A 19716-nucleotide genomic window follows, 5' to 3' on the forward strand; every position below is an offset into this window, starting at 1 on the left:
CTTGCCAATCTTAGAATAAACACCTTATTAGCTGAACGATGGCAAGAATAAAAATTCAGTGATACAAAATTAACCAGCTTTTTCGTATAATTAAAATAACTTAAATCATACCTTTGTATTATAATTATAATACAACACTAAGAATTCTAATACATCACAAATGGTAAATTTAGAGTGGTTCAGGACATTTAAAGCGATCTATGAAACAGGGACGCTAACTGGTGCAGCAGAAGTTTTATACATTTCTCAGCCGGGCGTAAGTTTACATCTCAATTCACTGGAAGCCTATGTAGGCTATAAACTATTCGATAGAACTTCCAGAAAAATGGTCTCTACGGAAAGAGGAAAAGTGCTTTACAACTATATCCTTGATGCCATCACCAAGTTGGAAACTGCTGAGCACCATTTTCATAAGAGCACTGAAAAAGACACGCCAACCATCAGCATTGGAATGTGCTTTGAAACTTTTCAATTTACCCTGGAATCCTATCTTCCCAGCCTCCCATTTAATGTGATTATCAAATTCGGAGATTACCCGGAAATGCTGAGTGATCTGGACAATGGTATCCTCGACTTAATCATTACCCCACAAAAAGGAGATGCAAACAATATCAATTATCAACCATTTTCAAAAGAAAAAATTGTGTTGGTCGGAGGAAGTCAGACAGACACGGGTAATTTTGAAGAACTCCTGCAAAAAGGAGACATGAATGAAATTCATGCCTGGCTTAAACATCAAACCTGGTATGGCACAACTGCAGACATGGAGCATTTAAGGCGCTTCTGGCACTTGAACTTCAATAAGCGCCCAGACTTCAAACCCAATTACATCGTGCCCAACCTCAGCTCCATTGTGCGCTGTATCAGTGGGCAAAACGGTGTAGCCATCATTCCGGACTTCTTATGTAGAAAAGAGATAGATAGTGGTCAGATTAAAGTGATCTGGGAAGGAAATGATGTGATTGAAAATACGCTTTACTTTTCTACGAGAAAAAAGACCATCTATGCACAAGAAATCAAAATGATCGAAGAGATCTTTATCAAAGAGATGGGTGGATTGATCAAAGGAATAGTTTAATGAGCCAAGAGGCTGATTTATAAAAGAAATGAGTTCAGTTTTTGAAAAGCTAAACTCATTTCTAAATTCAATTGACTAGTGCGCTGCTGATTTCGAGAAAACATTGATTACAATCACACCAAGAATGATCAATCCAATTCCCAGAAGCGCAGGTAAATCCAGTGTCTGTTTATAAAGAAAATAACCTGCTGCGGAAACTAAAACGATGCCCACACCCGACCATAATGCATAGGCAATCCCCACAGGGATGGTCTTTAACGTTAAACTCAGAAAATAAAAAGCAACCAAATATCCAACCACCACAATTATAGAAGGAATGGGTTTGGAAAATTGCTCAGAGGCTTTCAAGGCACTTGTAGCAAATACTTCCGCAATAATCGCAATGAACAGATAAAGAAACTTCATGTTAAAATTTGTAAGTTAAACCTGCCCCAAAGATCTGTTTTATTTGCAATACAGAACGAGCTGTTCCAGATCCATCATTCCTTGCAATTTTAGTTTTATCATCATAGATAAATTCTGCACCAGCATTCACAGTGACAAACTTGTTTACTTTCATAAATAGATTGGCGGTATAATCTGTGTACACATTTTGAGGTTTATCCAGATAATTCGAATATAATTTCAGAATATTCTCAAAACCAATATTTTCCATAAGGTTGATCTTATAATAAGCATCCAGTGAAGCACCAAATTGGAAATCACTTTTCTTACCCGGTTCTACTCCAAATGCCCCGGCATCCGACAGCTCTTTATTGGTGACCATCACAATTCTTACCGCGGCCGGAGAAATGTTAACTCTGAAATTATCAGAACGTTTATAAGCAAAACCAGGCCCAAATGTTAAATATGCCGGCGCAAAAGCTGCTGAAATCAATGTTCTTCCACTAGCAGGATAATTATAGCCATTGGCAAACTGTGTCTGAAAATTTGCATAAAAGGTATACATCCAGTATCTGGCAGCTTTATATCCTACCAAACTATTCAGGATCACCCTGTCATCATTTTTTCGAACCCCAACATCCTGCTGTTTACTCAAGCCATAACCAAGAATGACTTTATTATCCCAACTCAATTTGTCCTTTTTATAATTGAAATCGTAGTTAAATAGGATATTACCAGCGAAGGCATTCACTCCTCCTCCTGCCCAATTGCTAAAGGAGCTCTGGTTAATTAAAAACGTGTTTTCTCCGTGAATCGTCCACCTTTTAGTAGTATCTACGGCGGCAGGCCCCTGCGCGTAGCTGAATAAACTGAAACCTGAAACAAGGATGAGTAGTAGTAATCTTTTCATAATGGTAAGTTTAATGGGTTGAGTATTAAAAGACTAAACTAGAAAACACAAATAATGTGCCTGAAACCAATTGGTGTTTACTAGTTAATTCTGGAAATACCAAGGTCTATAAAGCTGCCCGTAGACCACTTGATCTTTAAAGCCTGGCCCGCATCCAGAATACTTTCCCGACTTACCTCTTTTCCTGTTCCATAATTGATCTGTGCAAAAGGATTTTTATCAATATTGAGCACCAGCAACAAACGACTTCCCTTTTTTAACTGTTTGCTAAATACCCGGGAACGATGAAAAGGGATGGTTTCCTCCTTCCCAGGCACCAACAATTTCCGCTGCGTCATATCATGTGCATAACTCGCTCTGCCTAAAAAATAGGAAAGTTGAAAATACTGACCGTCGGGAGTCAGCTCATATAAAGTCAGGCCAATATCCATATCTCCTTTATTGATGATTGCTTTTAATACGCCTTCCAACTTACCACTCAGCGAAACCGCTGAGTCAAATGGCTGGCTTAAAAAGAACAAGCCATTACTCCTGTCTAGCTCATTTTTAATAATCGGATCAGGATAGTAATCGTTATTGGTACTATTCCTATCCGCAAGATCAACAGATTGATCCATAAAATGGCTTTTGGTTGGTTTAACAGCAGACAAACGATATTCAGTCCCGCTTTTGTCCAGATAAAACCTGATTTTTGAAGATTCCATTTTTCCCATTGAAGGCACGTGCCTCCAGGTGTTGGCTCCCATCACCTCGAAATTTATCTTATCCTTTAAAAGCTTGGGCTTCTGACCACCTTTTAAAATATAGTCCATCCATTGAAAAGTAATTTCCCGGGTATTGATCAAAGCAACATCATCCACCTGATAACCTTTTAAATTTGGGATCCCCCCCTGTTGTGCACCAAAATGATCATATGGGCCAATAATCAGGTAATGTTCCGCATTAGGAAGATATTTGTAATGCTCTGTTAAATATTCAAGTGCCGAAACCTGACCATCATCATAGTAACCTGTAATTGTCAAAACCGGAATATTTATCTTTGAAAACTCTTGCTTAAAGGGCACCATCGCTTGCCAGTAGGCATCATAATCCGGATGCAACAACCACTTTTGAAACCATGGATTCGCAGTACCATCCAAACTGTCTACCTTGTTAAAAGGCAGGCCTGATTGCCACCATTTATTACGCATTTTCCGCCAACGTGCTCCATCATCATTGACGCCATTGTCTGTATATTTATTATTCGTCACATAAAATGCCCACTGATAATTGGCCAATAAAAAAATATTATTTTCCATGGGAAGGCCGAGTCCGGGAATCGCTGCTACATAAGGAACAATCGTCTTTAAGGCGGGGTTTAAGTTTTTTGTTGCTGCCCATTGCGCAAAACCTGAATAACTTCCTCCATACATGCCTACGCTCCCATCACTCCAAGGTTGTTGTACAATCCAATTAATAACCGCATTCACATCTTCCACCTCCTTTTCATAAGGTACCATATCGTCTGGACTGAGGCGCTTCCCTCTTGAATCTGCTACAATGCCCACATACCCATGATCTGCTGAGTATTTAGCCTCAGCAAGACTTCTTTTAGTGTCTGAATAAATAAAATACATTAAGGCAGTTGGTTGCTTCAGTGGCGCTCCCTTTTTCCTAACCACAACAGCGGATAAAGTAATGCCATTGGGGGCTTTGATGATCACGCTATCCGCGATGTGATAGTTCAGTGTATCAGGTAAGGTCAGTGCGGATTGTCCAAAACCCAACTGACTAAATAAAAGGCATAGCGCGGCCATACCAAAGGTTTTTCTCTTCTGGTTCATGATCATGAAATTTATATTTTTACTGATTTAAGTTCTTGAATTTCACCGCCTGTCGTTCTGAAATACGTACCAGCGTTCCGTTGTTTAAGGTTATTGACATTCCACTATCCTGCCGAATAATGGTTTTTATTTCATTTAAATTGACAATCTGACTCCGATTGGCTCTAAAAAAAAGTTTATCATCCAATTTCTCCTCTAATTTATTTAAGGAACTCTTTATCATTACTACTTCTTTTCCGAAATATAGCCTGGCATAGTTATCCAAAGATTCGATTAAGTAAACGGTACTCCATTTCAGTAGGAAATGACGCTCCTTATTTTTCACAAAGATGCTTGGCTCTGATTCACCTGAACACCTTTCAACAACCTGATTCATTGCTTTTTCAAAACGCTCTACCCGGATAGGTTTCATCAAATAATCCAGCGCTGATACTTCAAAAGCTTTCAAGGCATACTGGTCGTAAGCAGTAACGAATACCACGAGTGGCACAAAGTCAAGTCCCTCCAAAAGTTCAAATCCTGACCGTCCTGGCATCTGAATGTCTAAAAAAATCAGCTCAGGTTTCAAAAGACCGATCAACTCTTCAGCTTCATCAGCATTTGAGGCTTCTGCCAAAACCCGGATCTGTGGGTAGTCCTTGAGCATACGAATCAATTCCAGCCTGGCTGCCCGCTCATCATCTATAATAATAGCTCTAATCATATTATTCATAAGTCGGAATTTTTACTACTGCACACACTTGTCCTGCCTCCAGCTCATAAAGATCAAAACTTGCATTTCCAGCATAGGTGATTTTTAATCGTTCCTCCAGATTTTTTAAGCCAATCCCACTTTCAGTGTTTTTACCCGATAGCCTTCCAGGACTGATTACTTCAATACACATGAAATCAGGAGATCTCGTCAGTAAAACCTGAATAAATCCACCGTTCTTTTGTACCGCAACCCCGTGCTTCACTGCATTTTCTACCAAACCCTGAATACACATCCTAGGTACCTGAATATTGGAAAATGAGCGATTGCTTGCTATTTTAAATGTTAACCGATCTCCCATCCTCAATTGCTCAAGTTCCAAATAATCCTTGACCAGGGAAAGCTCTTCTTCCAGAGGGAGTACCAAAGTCTCCCCTTTATAAAGACCGGCACGTAAAAGCTCAGTCAGCAGATCAATTCCTCTTCCTGCGGAATTAGGACTTGTATAAATCAGAGATTTTATCGTATTCAAAGAATTAAACAGGAAATGTGGGTTGAGTTGCATATGAAGGTGATCCAGTTGCGTCTGTTTTAAACTCAATTCTATTTTTGCTTTTTCAGTTGCCATACGCAATGCTCTTTTTGCATAATGATAAAGGTGATAGGCTAACAACCATATTGCCATTAAGCGAATCCCTGCCATAAAAATACCAAGACCATTTAGTTTAAGAAATTCTTGTATGCTTTGTTGCGCGTTTAATTGAAAAAGTATCCTGATTCCATAAAGTTTGAGTATCGTTATTAAAGTATATAAGATTCCCATCACTAGTACAGCTGGCAGGATACGAATCAGCAGACTTCTCAAATCCAGGTCCTCCCAATGATGGGCTAAGGAGAAGTTTCGATACAGGTGGGTAATCAAAATATAAATCAGAACGTCCGAGAGCAATTGAACCAGAGCCAGATTTATCCGGAAACCACCAGTCAAAAACCCTTGCAGCGTCCAATACAAAGATGCTATGGTCCAGCCAGCAAGCTGACATTTCCAGTAAAGTGATAAATGGGCTTTAGTTTTCAAGATCTTTTCTATTTGAAACAAATCAACGAAAACTAATCACAAGAAAGAAGACAAAGTACAGCAATGCTTGATTTTGGGGATGAACGCAGCAAGCTCCCCAAGGATATATCCTTAATTCAAAATCCAGTTTAGTATTTTCGCGATATTATTGGCATCATCAACACCACGGTGATGGGTTCCTTCCAGAGGAATCTTAAGCAGGCTCAATGCAGCTGACATTCCCTTTTCATTGGATAGTTTCTTTTTTAACGCAAATAATGTCTTTACATTGATATGAGAAGGGCCAAAAGGATAGCCAATACTCATCGCAGTACATTGCTTCTGAAATTGCTTCTGATCGTATGCGCCAAAGCTCGCCCATGGTCTGCCTTGAGACAAGTATTCCTCTTTTAAAATGCGGCAGGCTTCCTTAAATTCTATCCCATCTTTTTCAATCATCTCTAGGCTGATGGTCGTCAATTCAGTACAAAACGTACTGATCTCAGACCTTTCGGGTCTAACCAATATACCCCTATTCTCAGAAATTTCACCGGTACGAATATCCAGGAGGCATACGCCAACCTCAATAATGTCACTTTCCATTCCTTTGGGCTGTCCTGTATTCCAGCAAGTTGCTTCGATATCTACGATGACTATTTTGTCTAGTTTATTTGCCATTCTTTAAAAATTTAATCTAATTATTATTTATTTGGTTCCCAGAGATTGAAGAAATCCCAATCAATTATTGCTGTTGAGCTGGTCAAGTTTTTCAAGCCCATATAGTTCTTATTCAGATCACTGATCAATTCAATACTTTCTTGGAAGATTTGCAGGGATTTCGCGGTAAAAGCATCACCTGTATTATGGTGCATTATGGAATGAATGGATAACTTCGGCTCCATCCAGTCTTTTGTGCTGTTTAGATTTTCTGAGAACATTAATTATAATCAAACATACAATTTTTCTGAAAACCAAAAAAGCCTCTCAGTTTTCACTGAAAGGCTTTGCAATTTGGCTCCCGAGACTGGGCTCGAACCAGTGACCCTCTGATTAACAGTCAGATGCTCTAACCAGCTGAGCTACTCGGGAGTACTGGTTAACCAAAATAAACGTCTTTTTGAAGTCTTAAACAACATTAAGTTTCGTTCGTTTTGGGAATGCAATATTAGGGGTTTTAATTTATTTATGCAATATTTGTAGCGAAATATTTTAAAATAATTTTAAGAAAATATCTATGAGCCTGATAATCATAGGGACAGTAGCATTTGATGCTATAGAAACTCCCTTCGGAAAAACAGATAAGATAGTCGGAGGAGCCGCTACTTATGCAAGTTTAGCTGCATCTTACTTCTATGATAAGGTGAAAATCGTCGCAGTTGTAGGTGATGACTTCCATAAAGAAGACATTGATACATTTAATGAACACGGAATTGATACCGAAGGATTACAAATAAAAGAAGGAGAAAAATCTTTCTTCTGGTCAGGAAAATACCACAATGACATGAACAGCAGAGACACTTTAGTCACTGAATTAAATGTATTGGCGGATTTCGATCCAATTATTCCTGAAAATTACCAGGACTGTGAATACCTGATGCTGGGCAACCTTACACCAGTAATTCAACGCACAGTAATAGAAAGATTAAAAAACAGACCAAAGCTGATCGTTCTGGATACCATGAACTTCTGGATGGACATCATGATGGACGACCTCTTGGAAACCATCAAATTGGTTGATGTATTGACTATTAATGATGAAGAAGCACGTCAATTGTCTGGAGAATATTCTTTGGTGAAAGCCGCAAAGAAAATTCTAACCATGGGTCCAAAATACCTGATCATTAAAAAAGGTGAACATGGTGCATTGTTGTTCCATGAAGATAAAATATTCTCTGCACCAGCATTGCCATTGGCAGAGGTATTTGACCCAACTGGAGCAGGAGATACTTTCGCAGGTGGTTTTATTGGTTATTTGGCAAAAGTAGGTACCATCAACTTCAACAACATGAAGAATGCAATCATCTACGGTTCTGCTTTAGCTTCTTTCTGTGTAGAGAAATTTGGAACAGAAAAAATTCTTAACCTGACAGACGAAGAAGTAGCTACACGTATTCAGGAATTTGTGAAACTAAGCTCATTTACAATTGAGGCTTAAATAAACGGCTCAATTGTAAAACAAAAAACGGAGTGCTCCATGGAACACTCCGTTTTTTTATGAATTTAAATGATCATTTCAATTTTCCAACAGCCTTAAACTTTTCAAAAACACCTTCTGTATGCGGTGCATCGGAGAGCTCTTCTGTCAGGTCTTGTCCTGCCCAATGTTCATAATGCTTTCCATTACGCCATAGACGGCTTTCCGTAACATCGTAAATAAAGCCCAGATAAGCTACCCAGATCTCCGGTTTATCTTGTCCGTTGCGAAGAGCAAGTTGTTGTTTGGTGTAAAGAGGTAGCTCCATTACGCTTTAAACCTACTTTTAAACCATTCATAAAAATAAACACTCAACAATAGCATTCCCATGAAATAAAAGTGACTTTCAAAAGGAATCGCCCCAATTCTTAAATCAAGCGTGTCCTTATAAGAGATCACGGGGAGCACAGAAATTATTCCATAACCAATATAGAATAACACCAAGCTTACCAGATAACCTCGGTAAAATTGGTAGCTAAACCTTAATTTATTTAGGTATTCAATATAAAAAATCAAGACGAATAATACGCCAAATGAAACTGTACTGTACCATTTCAAGTGTGCAAAAAATAGCATAGCAATACAGATTCCAAGCATTAGATTACTAAATGACAAGCTGAATTTATCCAGCGCATTGTTTGGAAAAAACACATTTAGGGCTTGATAAATGGAAATTCCTGCCAGGCAACTCGTCATATAAAAAAGAAATTCTTCAATTGGAATAATCCAAAGACGGGTTCCTGATAAATAGGAAGGATTAAAATCCCATGCACCAAAAATCACAAATAACGTTGCGAAAAAAGAGAAGATCAATCCGGTAATGACAACTGCTGGAAGGGCAAATTTTATCGTTTGGTAAAAGTTTGTTTTTTTAACCAAGAGCAGCAAGATGGGAACAATCAGCATGCCCAAGGCCAATAACAGATAGGTGAGGTTCATTTATAAATTAGTTAAGCCCAAAAATATGATTTTGACCCCATTTACCAATTTTCTTTTTTGAGCCTACAAAAAATGCCTTAACGCAAGCGCCAAGGCATCTATATATTGTTTATTCAAAATTCACATGATTTCTGCTCCTAAAATTTCTTTAGAATAAGTCTTCAAATACTTTTTAAGGATCTGGCGTGCAACATGGATTCTGGTTTTTACAGTTCCAATAGGGATGTCTAAGATCTCCGCAATTTCATGGTATTTATACCCTTCAAAATATTTGATAAATGGCACATAATACTCTGGTTGAAGCGTGGCTAAAGCTTTATTGATATCGCCTATAATGAACTTACTATCGCTTGTATTTTTAGAGGCACTATAGTGCAAATTAGCGGAAGAAATATCGTCGGATTTGGTAATTAATGCGTTAGTTTTCACTAAGCGTCTGTAGTTGTTAATAAAGGTATTTTTCATGATGGTAAACAGCCACCCTTTTAAATTAGTACCTTCTTTGAATTTGCTGTAGTAAGTTACAGCTTTCAACATTGTGTCCTGTACTAAGTCATTTGCATCCTCAATATCTTTAGTAAAATTTAAAGCGAATGACTGCAACGAAACAGAATGATCGTTTAGTTGGAGGTTGAATTCATTTTTTGTCATAATGTTTTAAGTTTTAAGGTTAAAAAGGCAAACAAACAAAGATTTATGAGTGGCGCTCGCTAGTTTGTTTAATCTTACACACCAAATGCTATACAACATTAGTACCAAAAAATCAATAGCAATATTAAGAAATTGTTTTTCGGGGTTGGCTATGACAAAGAGCCCTGTGTCACAAAATATTTACTTCTCTTTCTAACCGTACACCAAACTTGGCCTCCACGGTATTTATAATATTTTCTGAAAAACTGTACACTTCCTGTCCAGTAGCCTGTCCATGGTTAACCAGTACCAGTGCCTGATTTTTCCAGGTACCAGTTTGTCCAAAGACCTTGCCTTTGAAGCCACATTGCTCAATCAGCCAGCCTGCAGCAAGTTTCACCTTACCACCAGCCACCTGATAATGAACTGTTTCCGGAAAATCATCCTGAAGCTTTTTAAAATCAGAAGCGGAAATTACTGGATTTTTAAAGAAACTACCCGCATTCCCAATAGTTGTAGGGTCAGGTAATTTACTCACCCGGATATGCGCAACAACTGCAGATACATCGGCGATGGTTGGCTTGCTGATTCCACGTTTGGCAAGCTCCTCTTGAATCGCTCCGTATTGCGTGTTAATTTTCGCTACACGACTTAAGCGGAAGCGCACTTCAGTAATTAGGTACTGTCCTTTTAATTCATTTTTAAAAATGCTATCTCGATAACCAAACTGGCAATCCGCATGGCTAAACGACCTGGAAATACCGGTACTGATTTCCATCCCCGTACAAGATTCAAATACATCTTTCAACTCTACGCCGTAAGCACCAATGTTTTGTATTGGCGAAGCACCAACTGTGCCCGGAATCAGGCTTAAATTCTCTACTCCGGCATAACCATGCTGTACACAATAGTTGACAAAATCATTCCAAACTACTCCTGCCCCTGCAGTCACGATCACATCCTCCCCTTGATCTACCGCTGAAATACCTGGGATGCTCACTTTAACCGCTAATCCCTCAAAATCTTTGGTAAATAACACATTGCTACCACCTCCTAAAATCAACAAAGGCTGTGTTTTAATGAGCTCCGAAGACAGGAGTTCCTGCAAGTCTGAAAGGCTAACTACCTCTGCAAAATAAAGGGCCTTAACAGCGATACCAAACGTATTATAAGGTTTTAACGAAGTGTGTTGTTGGAAGATGGTCATAGGTAAAATGAACTGAATTGCTATAGGCTACAAATGTAATTGTTCAGGACTGGAATCAAGATGATTAAATAAATATTTAAAAAAATTGACTATTTTTCGTCTCTATTGTTAAAAAACAGGTTTTATTTAGAAAGGAGAACAAAAAATTTAAATGGAAAATCAGGATAAAAAGAGAATTTTAATTATTGAGGCAGCTTTGAAGCGTTTTGCCCATTATGGTTTAGCAAAAACAACCATGACTGAAATCGCAAAAGACATCTCTTTCTCAAAAGCATTACTCTATTACTATTTTCCTGACAAATTAAGTCTCTATGTGAGTGCCATAGAACACCTCATGCAGGTGATCAGCAGAGATCTGGTCAAATCTATTGACAAAACTAAAACAGCAAGCGAAGGCGTCCTTAAACTACTACAAAAAAGACAAGCCTTTATCCAAAAGTACTACAACATCCTGGAATCCAGCCAAATCATAGGCAATGAACTTCCAGAGAATCTGGCAGAAAAATTCCATAAAGCAAGAACCTTTGAATTCATCATTATCGGCTCCTTATTTAGTCGGGGTGTAGCCAATAAAGAGTTCTTCATCACAGATACCAAACTAGCCACCGAAATATTTATTGATGCCCTATCAGGTATCCATTTCAATATCCTTTCTAAGGATAAGAACATGTTCCCGGGAAAAGAACAGTTCAAACAAATCTTTCAAAAAGAAAAAATGTTTGCTGATATCTTCTTAGACGGATTGAGAGCTAAGCCATAATTCATTTGTCATCCTAAAGTAAGTTTAGTTAGATTTTCGTTACAAAATCCAACTTACAAAAATATGGTAGTATTTTTGACTGTAGAAATAAAAAAGTCAGAAAGTAAAAAAGTAGAATGGTAGAGATAGATAAAAAAAGGGAATTGATTATTGAGGGCGCAATAAAGCGGTTCATCCATTATGGCATCAACAAAACCACAATGAACGAAATAGCAGACGACTTATCAGTTTCTAAGCCTTCTTTGTACTATTATTTCCCAGACAAAAGCAGTCTGGTTTTGGGCGTAATTGAAAAGATTTTCTCTGACTATTTTGAATTGATGGAAAAAGATCAAGCCTCAAAAAGTACAGTTGAAGAGTGCTTAGCTGCATTTATTGAAATTAGACACCGCTTTTTTCAAAAATACTACATGCTTCACCTATCTGGTGGAAGTCCGGATGCTTCCTTAAATTCCGATAGCCTAAGAGCTTCATTTCTGGCCATGAAAGCCAAAAACGAAGATTTCCATGCCCAGGTTTTACAAAAGGCAATCGACAATGGGGAAATAGCCCCCGCAGATCCGCACAAGATGGCAGAGCTTTATCTGGATAGTCAGGCAGGAATTACCTCTCTATGCTTACTTCATGGAAATAAAGAACTGTTCCCAAGTAAAAAAGAGATGAAAACCATTCTGGAGAAACAGCACAGCTTATCGAAAATTTTCATCAAAGGATTAAAATAACCCTTGAATTAAGAGATTATTAATATAACAATAGACCACAAATTATAATAAACATGAATACTATAATTAAACAGGTAAGACTCATCCCGCTACTGCTGTTGGGGTTGTTATTATCTAATGTAGCAAGCGCTCAGCAAACACTGATTCTAAAAGACGCCTTAAACTACGCCATTCAGAACAGTGCAAATACGCGTAAAGCGAAATTAGACATTGAAGGAGGCCGTTACAAAACTGAAGAAATCAGAGCTCAAGCACTTCCAACAGTAACTGGAAATGCTGGACTAACTTATAACCCAATCATCGGCCAACTGGTAGTAGGTCCAGATTTGGCCTTCAAAATGGGAAGAACATGGAATTCAAATGCCGGTGTTCAACTGAATCAGCAACTGTTCAATCAGCAGGTTTTTACCGGCTTAAAAGCAGCAAGAACCAGTGAAAGCTATTACAATGCCAGCGCGGAATTAACAGATGAGCAGATCATTGAGCAGGTAGCCAACAATTACTACCAGGTATTGGTAAATAGACAACAACTGAACGTGATTGATACCAATATCAAAAATGTGAAAGTGGTAGAAAAGATCATTGGCAATCAATACAAAAATGGCTTGGCCAGAAAAATTGATGTAGATAGAATTAAGGTAAACCTCACCAATCTGGAAACCAGACGTGAACAAACCTCCAATGCCATTGTTCAATTAGAAAATCAGTTGAAATTCTCTATGGGGATGCCGGTAGAAACCGTAATTAATCTACCTAAAACAGAATTAGACCACAACCCGATTCTTCCTAAATTTTCAGATTCTGTAAACGTGGAAAACAGAACGGAAATGAAGCTATTGAACATTCAAAAAGACCTGCTTACTTTACAACGCAAAGCTTACGTAGCGGAATACTACCCAACGCTTGCCTTATCGGCAAACTACTCTTACACCGGACAAAGCGATAAATTTGATTTATTCAGCAACGGTCAAGCTTTCTGGTATGGTGCCTCAGCAGTTGGCCTAACCTTAAAGGTGCCAATTTTCAATGGATTCGCTACACGTTCCAGAGTTCGTCAAGCAGATGTAGACCTGAAAAAAGCCACAGAAGACAGAAGAGAAACCCGCAATGCGTTAAACCTATCTTATGAGAATGCAAAGATCCAATTGAAAAACAGTGTGAACACCATTAACTCTCAACGTGCAAACGTATTGCTTGCTCAGGAGATATACAACAGCACTCAAAACAATTACAACAATGGTCTTGCTGCATTAACAGATTTATTAGATACTGAAAATGCACTTACTGAAGCACAAAACAGCTATACCCAGGCCTTATTGAACTATAAGATTGCCGAAATTCAATTAATCAAATCAAACGGAAATATAAAATCACTACTACAATGAAAAAAGGAATCATTACAGCCTTAGTAATCATACTTGCCATAGCCGGGATCGCCCTGGTGTTGAAAAACAACAAAAAGAAAAATGCAGAGAAAACGGCAATTGTTGCGGAAGGTAGCGGTGCAGTTTCTGTTCGTACGGAAGTAGCAAAAAAAGAACCTATTAATCTTGATTTCAGTGTTAATGGTGTTTTTGCTCCTATCCAGGAATTGAATTATATGGCGGAAATCGCAGGTCGTGTGACCGCTATTTACGTAAAAGAAGGTGACAGAGTAACGAAAGGCCAGCCATTGGCACGCATAGACGCAGAAATCTTAAATACAGACAAAGAAACTGCAGAAGCAAACCTACAAAATGCGATCAGAGATGAAGCAAGATACGCAAGCTCTTTCCAAACGGGTGGGGTAACACAACAACAATTAGATCAGGCAAAACTTGCAGTTAAAAACGCAAGACTAAGACTACAAAGCTCACAAAAAAGAGTAAGCGATGCAAACATGAGGTCTCCTATCAATGGTATTGTGAACAAAAAATATGTGGAAGTTGGTGCGTATGCAAATGCACAAGGCACACAATTGTTTGAATTGGTAGATGTATCTAAATTGAAGCTAAAAGTAAACGTAGACGAATCACAGGTAGCTAACTTAAATCTTGGCGATCAGGTGCCGATCAAAGCAAATGTTTTCCCAACAGATAACTTTGAAGGAAAAATCACGTTTATCGCAGCAAAAGCAGATGCTTCCCTAAATTTTCCAGTTGAAATCTTAGTAGAAAACAACAAGAAAAACACCATTAAAGCAGGTATGTACGGTACTGCTGTATTCAAATTCCCACACCTTGCCCCTACCATTATTGTCCCTCGTGGCGCATTCTTCGGTAGTGTAAGTAGTAATCAGCTATTTGTATTAGGTGAAGGAAATAAAGCAGTATTACGTAAAGTAGTAGCAGGTAGAATTCTTGGAGAAAACGTGGAAGTGCTGGAAGGTCTGAAAGAAGGCGAAACAGTGATCACCAGTGGACAAATCAACTTGGTTGATGGAACGCCGGTTGTTCCTGTAAAATAACCAACACTTTAGCATGAATATATAACAAAACTATTCTGATGAAAATAACAGAAATTTCTATAAAGCGCCCAACACTCGTTATCGTGGTTTTTACCGCGCTAACGCTGATGGGGCTATTGAGCTACTTTAGCCTGAGCTATGAATTATTACCAAAGTTCTCTAATAACGTAGTCTCTATATCCACAATATACCCAGGAGCCTCACCTAATGAGGTGGAGAATACCGTCACCAAGAAGATTGAAGATGCCGTCTCCTCCATGGAAAACATTAAGAAACTGAACGCTGTATCTTATGAGAGTTTATCCGTTGTGACCATCACGCTAAATGATAAAGCCAATGTGGATTTATCATTGAATGAGGCCCAACGTAAAGTAAACTCAATCCTTGCGGATTTACCAACTGATGTAAAGCAACCATCCTTGAATAAATTCTCGCTGGATGATTTACCGGTGATCACGATGTCAGCATCCGCAAAAATGGATGATGCCGCGTTCTATGACCTGATCGATAAACGTATCGCGCCAATCCTTTCCAGGGTTTCAGGTGTAGCGCAAGTCAACCTGGTTGGTGGTTCTGAACGTGAAATCGTAGTTGGATTGAATGCGGCTAAAATTGAAGGTTACAACCTTTCTATCCCACAAATTCAACAAGCAATCCTCACTTCCAACCTTGACTTCCCTACTGGAAGTGTGAAAACGGAAAATCAGGATGTATTGATCCGTCTTTCCGGTAAATTTAAATCGGTAGATGAGTTGAGAAACCTGGTTGTTGCCACCAGCAAAACTGGTGCACAAATCAGATTAAGCGATGTTGCTGACGTTCAGGATGCACAAAAAGAAGTAGAGAAAATCGCACGTATCGATAGAAAAGGTGCGATCGCGATCCAGATCATCAAACAATCAGATGCGAATGCGGTAGAAGTAAGTAAAGGCATGCACAAAATTGTAGCTACCCTTGAAAAAGACTATAAAGCCAACGACTTAAAAATTATCATCGCCAACGATAGTTCCATCTTTACCTTGGAATCAGCAGATGCGGTAATCCACGATTTAATCATGGCAATTGTCCTGGTAGCTTTCGTGATGTTGTTCTTCCTCCACAGTTTACGTAACGCGGCAATTGTAATGGTATCCATTCCAGCTTCCCTGATTGCTACATTTATCGGGATGAGCTTATTTGGCTATACCTTAAACCTGATGTCCCTTCTTGGACTATCCCTGGTGGTAGGTATTCTGGTGGATGATGCGATTGTGGTATTGGAGAATATCTACAGACACATGGAGATGGGTAAAAACCGAGTTCGTGCAGCTTATGATGCAACCGCAGAAATTGGATTTACTGTAGTCTCGATTACTTTGGTAATTGTAGTGGTATTCTTCCCGATTGCAGTGAGTTCAGGATTAGTTTCTAACATCCTTCGTCAGTTCTGTGTGGTGGTAATTATCGCAACCCTATTGTCATTGGTTACTTCATTTACCATTGTTCCATTATTGTCTTCACGTTTCGGTAAACTGGAAAAAATTGAAGGTAAAAATGCTTTCGGACGTTTCATTTTATGGTTCGAAAAGCAATTACATAAATTTACGGTTTGGGTAACTGGTATCTTAGAATGGACCTTACGTCATAAAGCCATCACCATTATTGGGGTATTTATGCTGCTATTGAGTTCTTGTGGATTAACCATCGGTGGTTTCATCGGTACAGAATTCTTCCCGAAGAGTGATAAAGGAGAGTTCCTGGTACAAATTGAGCTTCCTAAAGATGCCTCTCTGGAGAAAACAAATCAGTTCACACAAAGAGCTGAAGCTTTCTTAGTGAAAAAACCAGAGATCACTCAAATGATTACGACCGTTGGACAATCCAGTGGTGATATGGGTGCTTCTCAAGCTACTGCCTACAAATCTGAGATCAACGTAAAATTAGTAGAACGCAAGGATCGTAAAGATGCATCTGATATTTATGCCACAAAAGTGAGTCGTGAATTGTCGAAATTCCTGGTTGGTGCAAAAGTAAAAACAGTACCGATCAGTATTTTAGGTATTGCTGAAAATGCACCGATTGACCTGGTAGTTATGGGCTCCGATCTGGATAGCGCTATGAAATATGCAGAAGGTGCAATGGAAGTCTTAAGAGGCATCCCAGGTTCTGCAGAGGTGAAATTATCTGTAGAAAAAGGTAGTCCGGAGATTAATGTTCAGGTAGACCGTGATAAAATGGCTGCCTTAGGATTGACCCTACAAACCGTAGGTATGACCATGCAAACTGCATTTAGTGGAAATACAGACGGTAAATACCGTAAAGGTGAATACGAATATGACATCAACATCCAGTTCCAAGCCTTCAACCGTCGTAACATTGACGACGTAAGAAATCTGACTTTTATCAATGATAAAGGGGAGAAAGTCAAACTGATTCAGTTCGCAGACATTAAAGAAGGTTCAGGCCCAAGTCAGCTGGAACGTAGAGATAAAAGTACTTCTGTTTCTGTAAAAGCTCAATCTATCGGTAGACCAACAGGTACCATCGTAACAGAACTACAGAATAAATTGATAGAACTTGAAAATAATGGCAAACTGAAAAAACCAGTTGGCGTGAGTTATGTATGGGGTGGTGACCAGGAAAACCAAAGTGAAGGTTTCGGTACTTTAGGTATCGCCATGATGGCTTCTGTTATCCTGGTATACCTGATCATGGTTGCCTTATACGACAGTTTTGTTTATCCTTTGGTGGTGATGTTCTCGATTCCTTTATCGGTAATCGGTGCCTTACTGGCGCTAGCGATCACCAACAACTCATTGGGTATCTTTACGATCTTAGGATTGATCATGCTGATCGGTCTGGTAGCGAAAAATGCGATCATCCTGGTCGATTTTACAAACCAGATGAAAGCAGAAGGTAAATCGACGCATGAAGCGCTTATCCTAGCCAACCATGCACGTTTACGTCCAATCTTAATGACCACTATCGCCATGGTAATCGGTATGCTTCCTATTGCATTGGCCAGTGGTGCCGGTGCGGAGTGGAAAAACGGTCTGGCATGGGTAATCGTAGGTGGACTAACCAGTTCCCTATTCCTAACGCTAATCGTAGTACCGGTAATGTATCAGATCTTTGATAACATCTTAACCAAGTTTGGCTTCAATGAAAAAGGCCAATCAATGGAAGAACTGATCGCAGAACCATACGACCATAAAGACGTTAAAGAATACGATCTGGACGGTAAACACTAAACCGACCAGCTCAAAAAAAAGAGGAATTTGCAGTTGCAAATTCCTCTTTTTTTATAAACCGATTTTAATTTCCTCTGCTCTTCCTCTAGAACCACTGTAAACAAAGAAACCCCACATTGCTGTGAGGTTCCTTCTTTATATCAAAACAATCAATTAAATATGGATTGCTCTGTTTTCTGTTGCAGCCATAGCCGCTTCTTTTAATGCTTCTGTATAAGTTGGGTGCGCATGGCAAATTCTTGCAATGTCTTCTGCTGAAGCACGGAATTCCATAGCTACCACAGCCTCAGCAATCATATCTGCTGCACGTGGACCAATCATGTGTACACCTAAAATCTCATCAGTAGTTGCATCTGCCAATACTTTTACGAAACCATCCGTATCCATACTTGCTTTTGCACGTCCACTTGCTTTGAAAGGGAATGAACCTGCTTTATAAGCAGTACCTTTTTCTTTCAGTTGCTCCTCTGTAAAACCTACTGAAGCTACTTCTGGCCAGGTATACACCACACCTGGAATCAGGTTGTAGTTGATGTGTGGTTTTTGTCCGGCTAAAGTTTCCGCAACATAAATACCTTCATCTTCTGCTTTGTGTGCAAGCATTGCACCTTTAATTACGTCACCAATCGCATAAACACCAGGAACCGAAGTTTCTAAATGCTCATTTACAGGGATCTTGTTACCGCGATCTTCTGTTTTGATGCCAATATTCTCTAATCCTAATCCTTCAGTATAAGCCGTACGACCCACTGCAACGATACAATAATCAGCCTCAAGACTAACTACAGCACCTTTTGAGTTTTCAGCAGTCACCGTTACACGTTCGCCTTTAGTTGTTGCACCAGTTACTTTATGACCCATAAAGAACTCCATGCCCAGAGATTTTTTCAACACACGTTGCAATTCTTTTCCTAAACCTGCATCCATGGTCCCAATGATAGAAGGCATGAATTCAACTACAGATACTTTCGTACCTAAACGTGCGTAAACAGAACCCAACTCTAATCCGATTACACCACCACCAATAACTACCATTTCTTTTGGTACTTCTTTGATGTTCAATGCTTCCGTTGAAGTAATGATTCTCTTTTTATCGATTGGTAAAAATGGCAATGCTGTTGGCTTAGAACCTGAAGCAATGATCACATTTTTAGCCGTAATTGTTTCTGTACTTCCGTCTTCTTTAGTGATAAGAATCGTGTTCTTGTCAACGAAAGAACCCAGTCCCTGGAAAGAATCAATTTTATTTTTTTTGAAGAGGTATTGAATTCCGGCAGTATTCTGAGCAACTACATCATCCTTACGCGCGATCATCTGTGGCATATCCACGCTCAGATCTTTAAGGTTAATTCCATGAGTCTGGAAAGTATGTGCAGCATTGTGAAAATGCTCTGAAGAGTCTAACAATGCTTTTGAAGGAATACAACCTACGTTTAAGCAGGTTCCGCCAAAAGTTTTATATTTTTCTATCACTGCCGTTTTTAAGCCAAGTTGAGCACATCTGATTGCGCCAACATAACCGCCCGGGCCCGAGCCAATAACAACTACATCGTATTGCATATTAAGGTTTTTTTTTGTGGAACAAAGTTAATAAACCTATCCTAATTATCCCCCTAAAACCTATTCTTTCCTCATCTTTAATGTT

At 39.1% G+C, this 19716-nt stretch carries 19 protein-coding genes and 1 tRNA gene; 7 read left to right on the forward strand and 13 right to left on the reverse strand.

What is annotated here, in order from left to right; all coding sequences use genetic code 11:
- Positions 1 to 160 precede the first annotated feature (160 nt).
- Positions 161 to 1078: a LysR family transcriptional regulator gene (locus GM920_RS12455; protein WP_182957673.1), complete on the forward strand. Its 918-nt coding sequence runs from the start codon at positions 161 to 163 to the stop codon at positions 1076 to 1078.
- 75 nt (positions 1079 to 1153) lie between these two features.
- Here the strand turns inward: GM920_RS12455 and GM920_RS12460 are convergent, their stop codons facing one another.
- From GM920_RS12460 to GM920_RS12495, 8 genes are all read right to left on the reverse strand, one after another.
- Entirely contained in the window at positions 1154 to 1483 is a 330-nt protein-coding gene (locus GM920_RS12460; RefSeq protein WP_182957676.1) for a DMT family transporter, read from the reverse strand.
- Between the two features lies 1 nt (position 1484).
- Positions 1485 to 2372: a DUF3078 domain-containing protein gene (locus tag GM920_RS12465; RefSeq protein ID WP_182957679.1), complete on the reverse strand. Its 888-nt coding sequence runs from the start codon at positions 2370 to 2372 to the stop codon at positions 1485 to 1487.
- 80 nt (positions 2373 to 2452) lie between these two features.
- Entirely contained in the window at positions 2453 to 4195 is a 1743-nt protein-coding gene (locus GM920_RS12470; protein ID WP_202986103.1) for a CocE/NonD family hydrolase, read from the reverse strand.
- Between the two features lie 19 nt (positions 4196 to 4214).
- Entirely contained in the window at positions 4215 to 4907 is a 693-nt protein-coding gene (locus GM920_RS12475) for a LytR/AlgR family response regulator transcription factor (RefSeq protein WP_202986104.1), read from the reverse strand.
- Positions 4900 to 5964, reverse strand: a complete 1065-nt coding sequence (locus GM920_RS12480; RefSeq protein ID WP_182957681.1) for a sensor histidine kinase — start codon at positions 5962 to 5964, stop codon at positions 4900 to 4902. The genes GM920_RS12475 and GM920_RS12480 overlap by 8 nt, the downstream gene beginning before the upstream one ends.
- A gap of 111 nt (positions 5965 to 6075) precedes the next feature.
- Positions 6076 to 6621, reverse strand: a complete 546-nt coding sequence (locus GM920_RS12485; protein ID WP_182957684.1) for a 3'-5' exonuclease — start codon at positions 6619 to 6621, stop codon at positions 6076 to 6078.
- A 23-nt stretch (positions 6622 to 6644) separates the two neighbouring features.
- Positions 6645 to 6881 carry a hypothetical protein gene (locus GM920_RS12490; protein ID WP_182957687.1) on the reverse strand — a complete coding sequence of 79 codons (237 nt, stop codon included), beginning with the start codon at positions 6879 to 6881 and terminating at the stop codon, positions 6645 to 6647.
- Between the two features lie 74 nt (positions 6882 to 6955).
- A tRNA-Asn gene (locus GM920_RS12495) sits at positions 6956 to 7032 on the reverse strand.
- 145 nt (positions 7033 to 7177) lie between these two features.
- Between GM920_RS12495 and GM920_RS12500 the strand changes: the two genes are divergently transcribed.
- Positions 7178 to 8098 (forward strand): PfkB family carbohydrate kinase, encoded by a 921-nt coding sequence (locus GM920_RS12500; RefSeq protein ID WP_182957690.1) that lies wholly within the window; start codon positions 7178 to 7180, stop codon positions 8096 to 8098.
- Between the two features lie 73 nt (positions 8099 to 8171).
- Here GM920_RS12500 and GM920_RS12505 read toward each other — a convergent pair whose 3' ends face one another.
- The 4 genes from GM920_RS12505 to murB all read right to left on the reverse strand — a co-directional run bounded on the left by GM920_RS12505 (position 8172) and on the right by murB (position 10913).
- Positions 8172 to 8405, reverse strand: coding sequence for a cytochrome b5 domain-containing protein (locus tag GM920_RS12505; RefSeq protein ID WP_182957693.1), 234 nt, complete (start codon positions 8403 to 8405; stop codon positions 8172 to 8174).
- Entirely contained in the window at positions 8405 to 9076 is a 672-nt protein-coding gene (locus GM920_RS12510; protein ID WP_182957696.1) for a lycopene cyclase domain-containing protein, read from the reverse strand. The genes GM920_RS12505 and GM920_RS12510 overlap by 1 nt, the downstream gene beginning before the upstream one ends.
- A gap of 120 nt (positions 9077 to 9196) precedes the next feature.
- Positions 9197 to 9727 carry an RNA polymerase sigma factor gene (locus GM920_RS12515; RefSeq protein WP_062546813.1) on the reverse strand — a complete coding sequence of 177 codons (531 nt, stop codon included), beginning with the start codon at positions 9725 to 9727 and terminating at the stop codon, positions 9197 to 9199.
- Positions 9728 to 9896: 169 nt separating this feature from the next.
- The gene (gene murB, locus GM920_RS12520) at positions 9897 to 10913 is read right to left on the reverse strand and encodes a UDP-N-acetylmuramate dehydrogenase (RefSeq protein WP_182957698.1); all 1017 of its coding nucleotides are present in this window, start codon (positions 10911 to 10913) and stop codon (positions 9897 to 9899) included.
- A 151-nt stretch (positions 10914 to 11064) separates the two neighbouring features.
- On the opposite strand from murB, the gene GM920_RS12525 reads away from it, so the two are divergent.
- From GM920_RS12525 to GM920_RS12545, 5 genes are all read left to right on the forward strand, one after another.
- Positions 11065 to 11673: a TetR/AcrR family transcriptional regulator gene (locus tag GM920_RS12525; protein WP_182957701.1), complete on the forward strand. Its 609-nt coding sequence runs from the start codon at positions 11065 to 11067 to the stop codon at positions 11671 to 11673.
- 116 nt (positions 11674 to 11789) lie between these two features.
- Positions 11790 to 12395, forward strand: a complete 606-nt coding sequence (locus GM920_RS12530; protein ID WP_182957704.1) for a TetR/AcrR family transcriptional regulator — start codon at positions 11790 to 11792, stop codon at positions 12393 to 12395.
- A 53-nt stretch (positions 12396 to 12448) separates the two neighbouring features.
- On the forward strand, positions 12449 to 13780 hold the full coding sequence (locus GM920_RS12535; RefSeq protein WP_182957707.1) for a TolC family protein: 1332 nt from the start codon (positions 12449 to 12451) through the stop codon (positions 13778 to 13780).
- Positions 13777 to 14841: an efflux RND transporter periplasmic adaptor subunit gene (locus GM920_RS12540; RefSeq protein WP_182957710.1), complete on the forward strand. Its 1065-nt coding sequence runs from the start codon at positions 13777 to 13779 to the stop codon at positions 14839 to 14841. The genes GM920_RS12535 and GM920_RS12540 overlap by 4 nt, the downstream gene beginning before the upstream one ends.
- 38 nt (positions 14842 to 14879) lie before the next feature.
- Entirely contained in the window at positions 14880 to 18071 is a 3192-nt protein-coding gene (locus tag GM920_RS12545) for an efflux RND transporter permease subunit (protein ID WP_182957713.1), read from the forward strand.
- Positions 18072 to 18224: 153 nt separating this feature from the next.
- Here the strand turns inward: GM920_RS12545 and lpdA are convergent, their stop codons facing one another.
- Positions 18225 to 19631: a dihydrolipoyl dehydrogenase gene (lpdA, locus tag GM920_RS12550; RefSeq protein WP_182957716.1), complete on the reverse strand. Its 1407-nt coding sequence runs from the start codon at positions 19629 to 19631 to the stop codon at positions 18225 to 18227.
- Between the last annotated feature and the right edge of the window lie 85 nt (positions 19632 to 19716).

Origin of the sequence: Pedobacter gandavensis (assembly GCF_014172405.1) — a bacterium.
GTDB classification, from domain to species: Bacteria; Bacteroidota; Bacteroidia; order Sphingobacteriales; family Sphingobacteriaceae; genus Pedobacter; species Pedobacter gandavensis.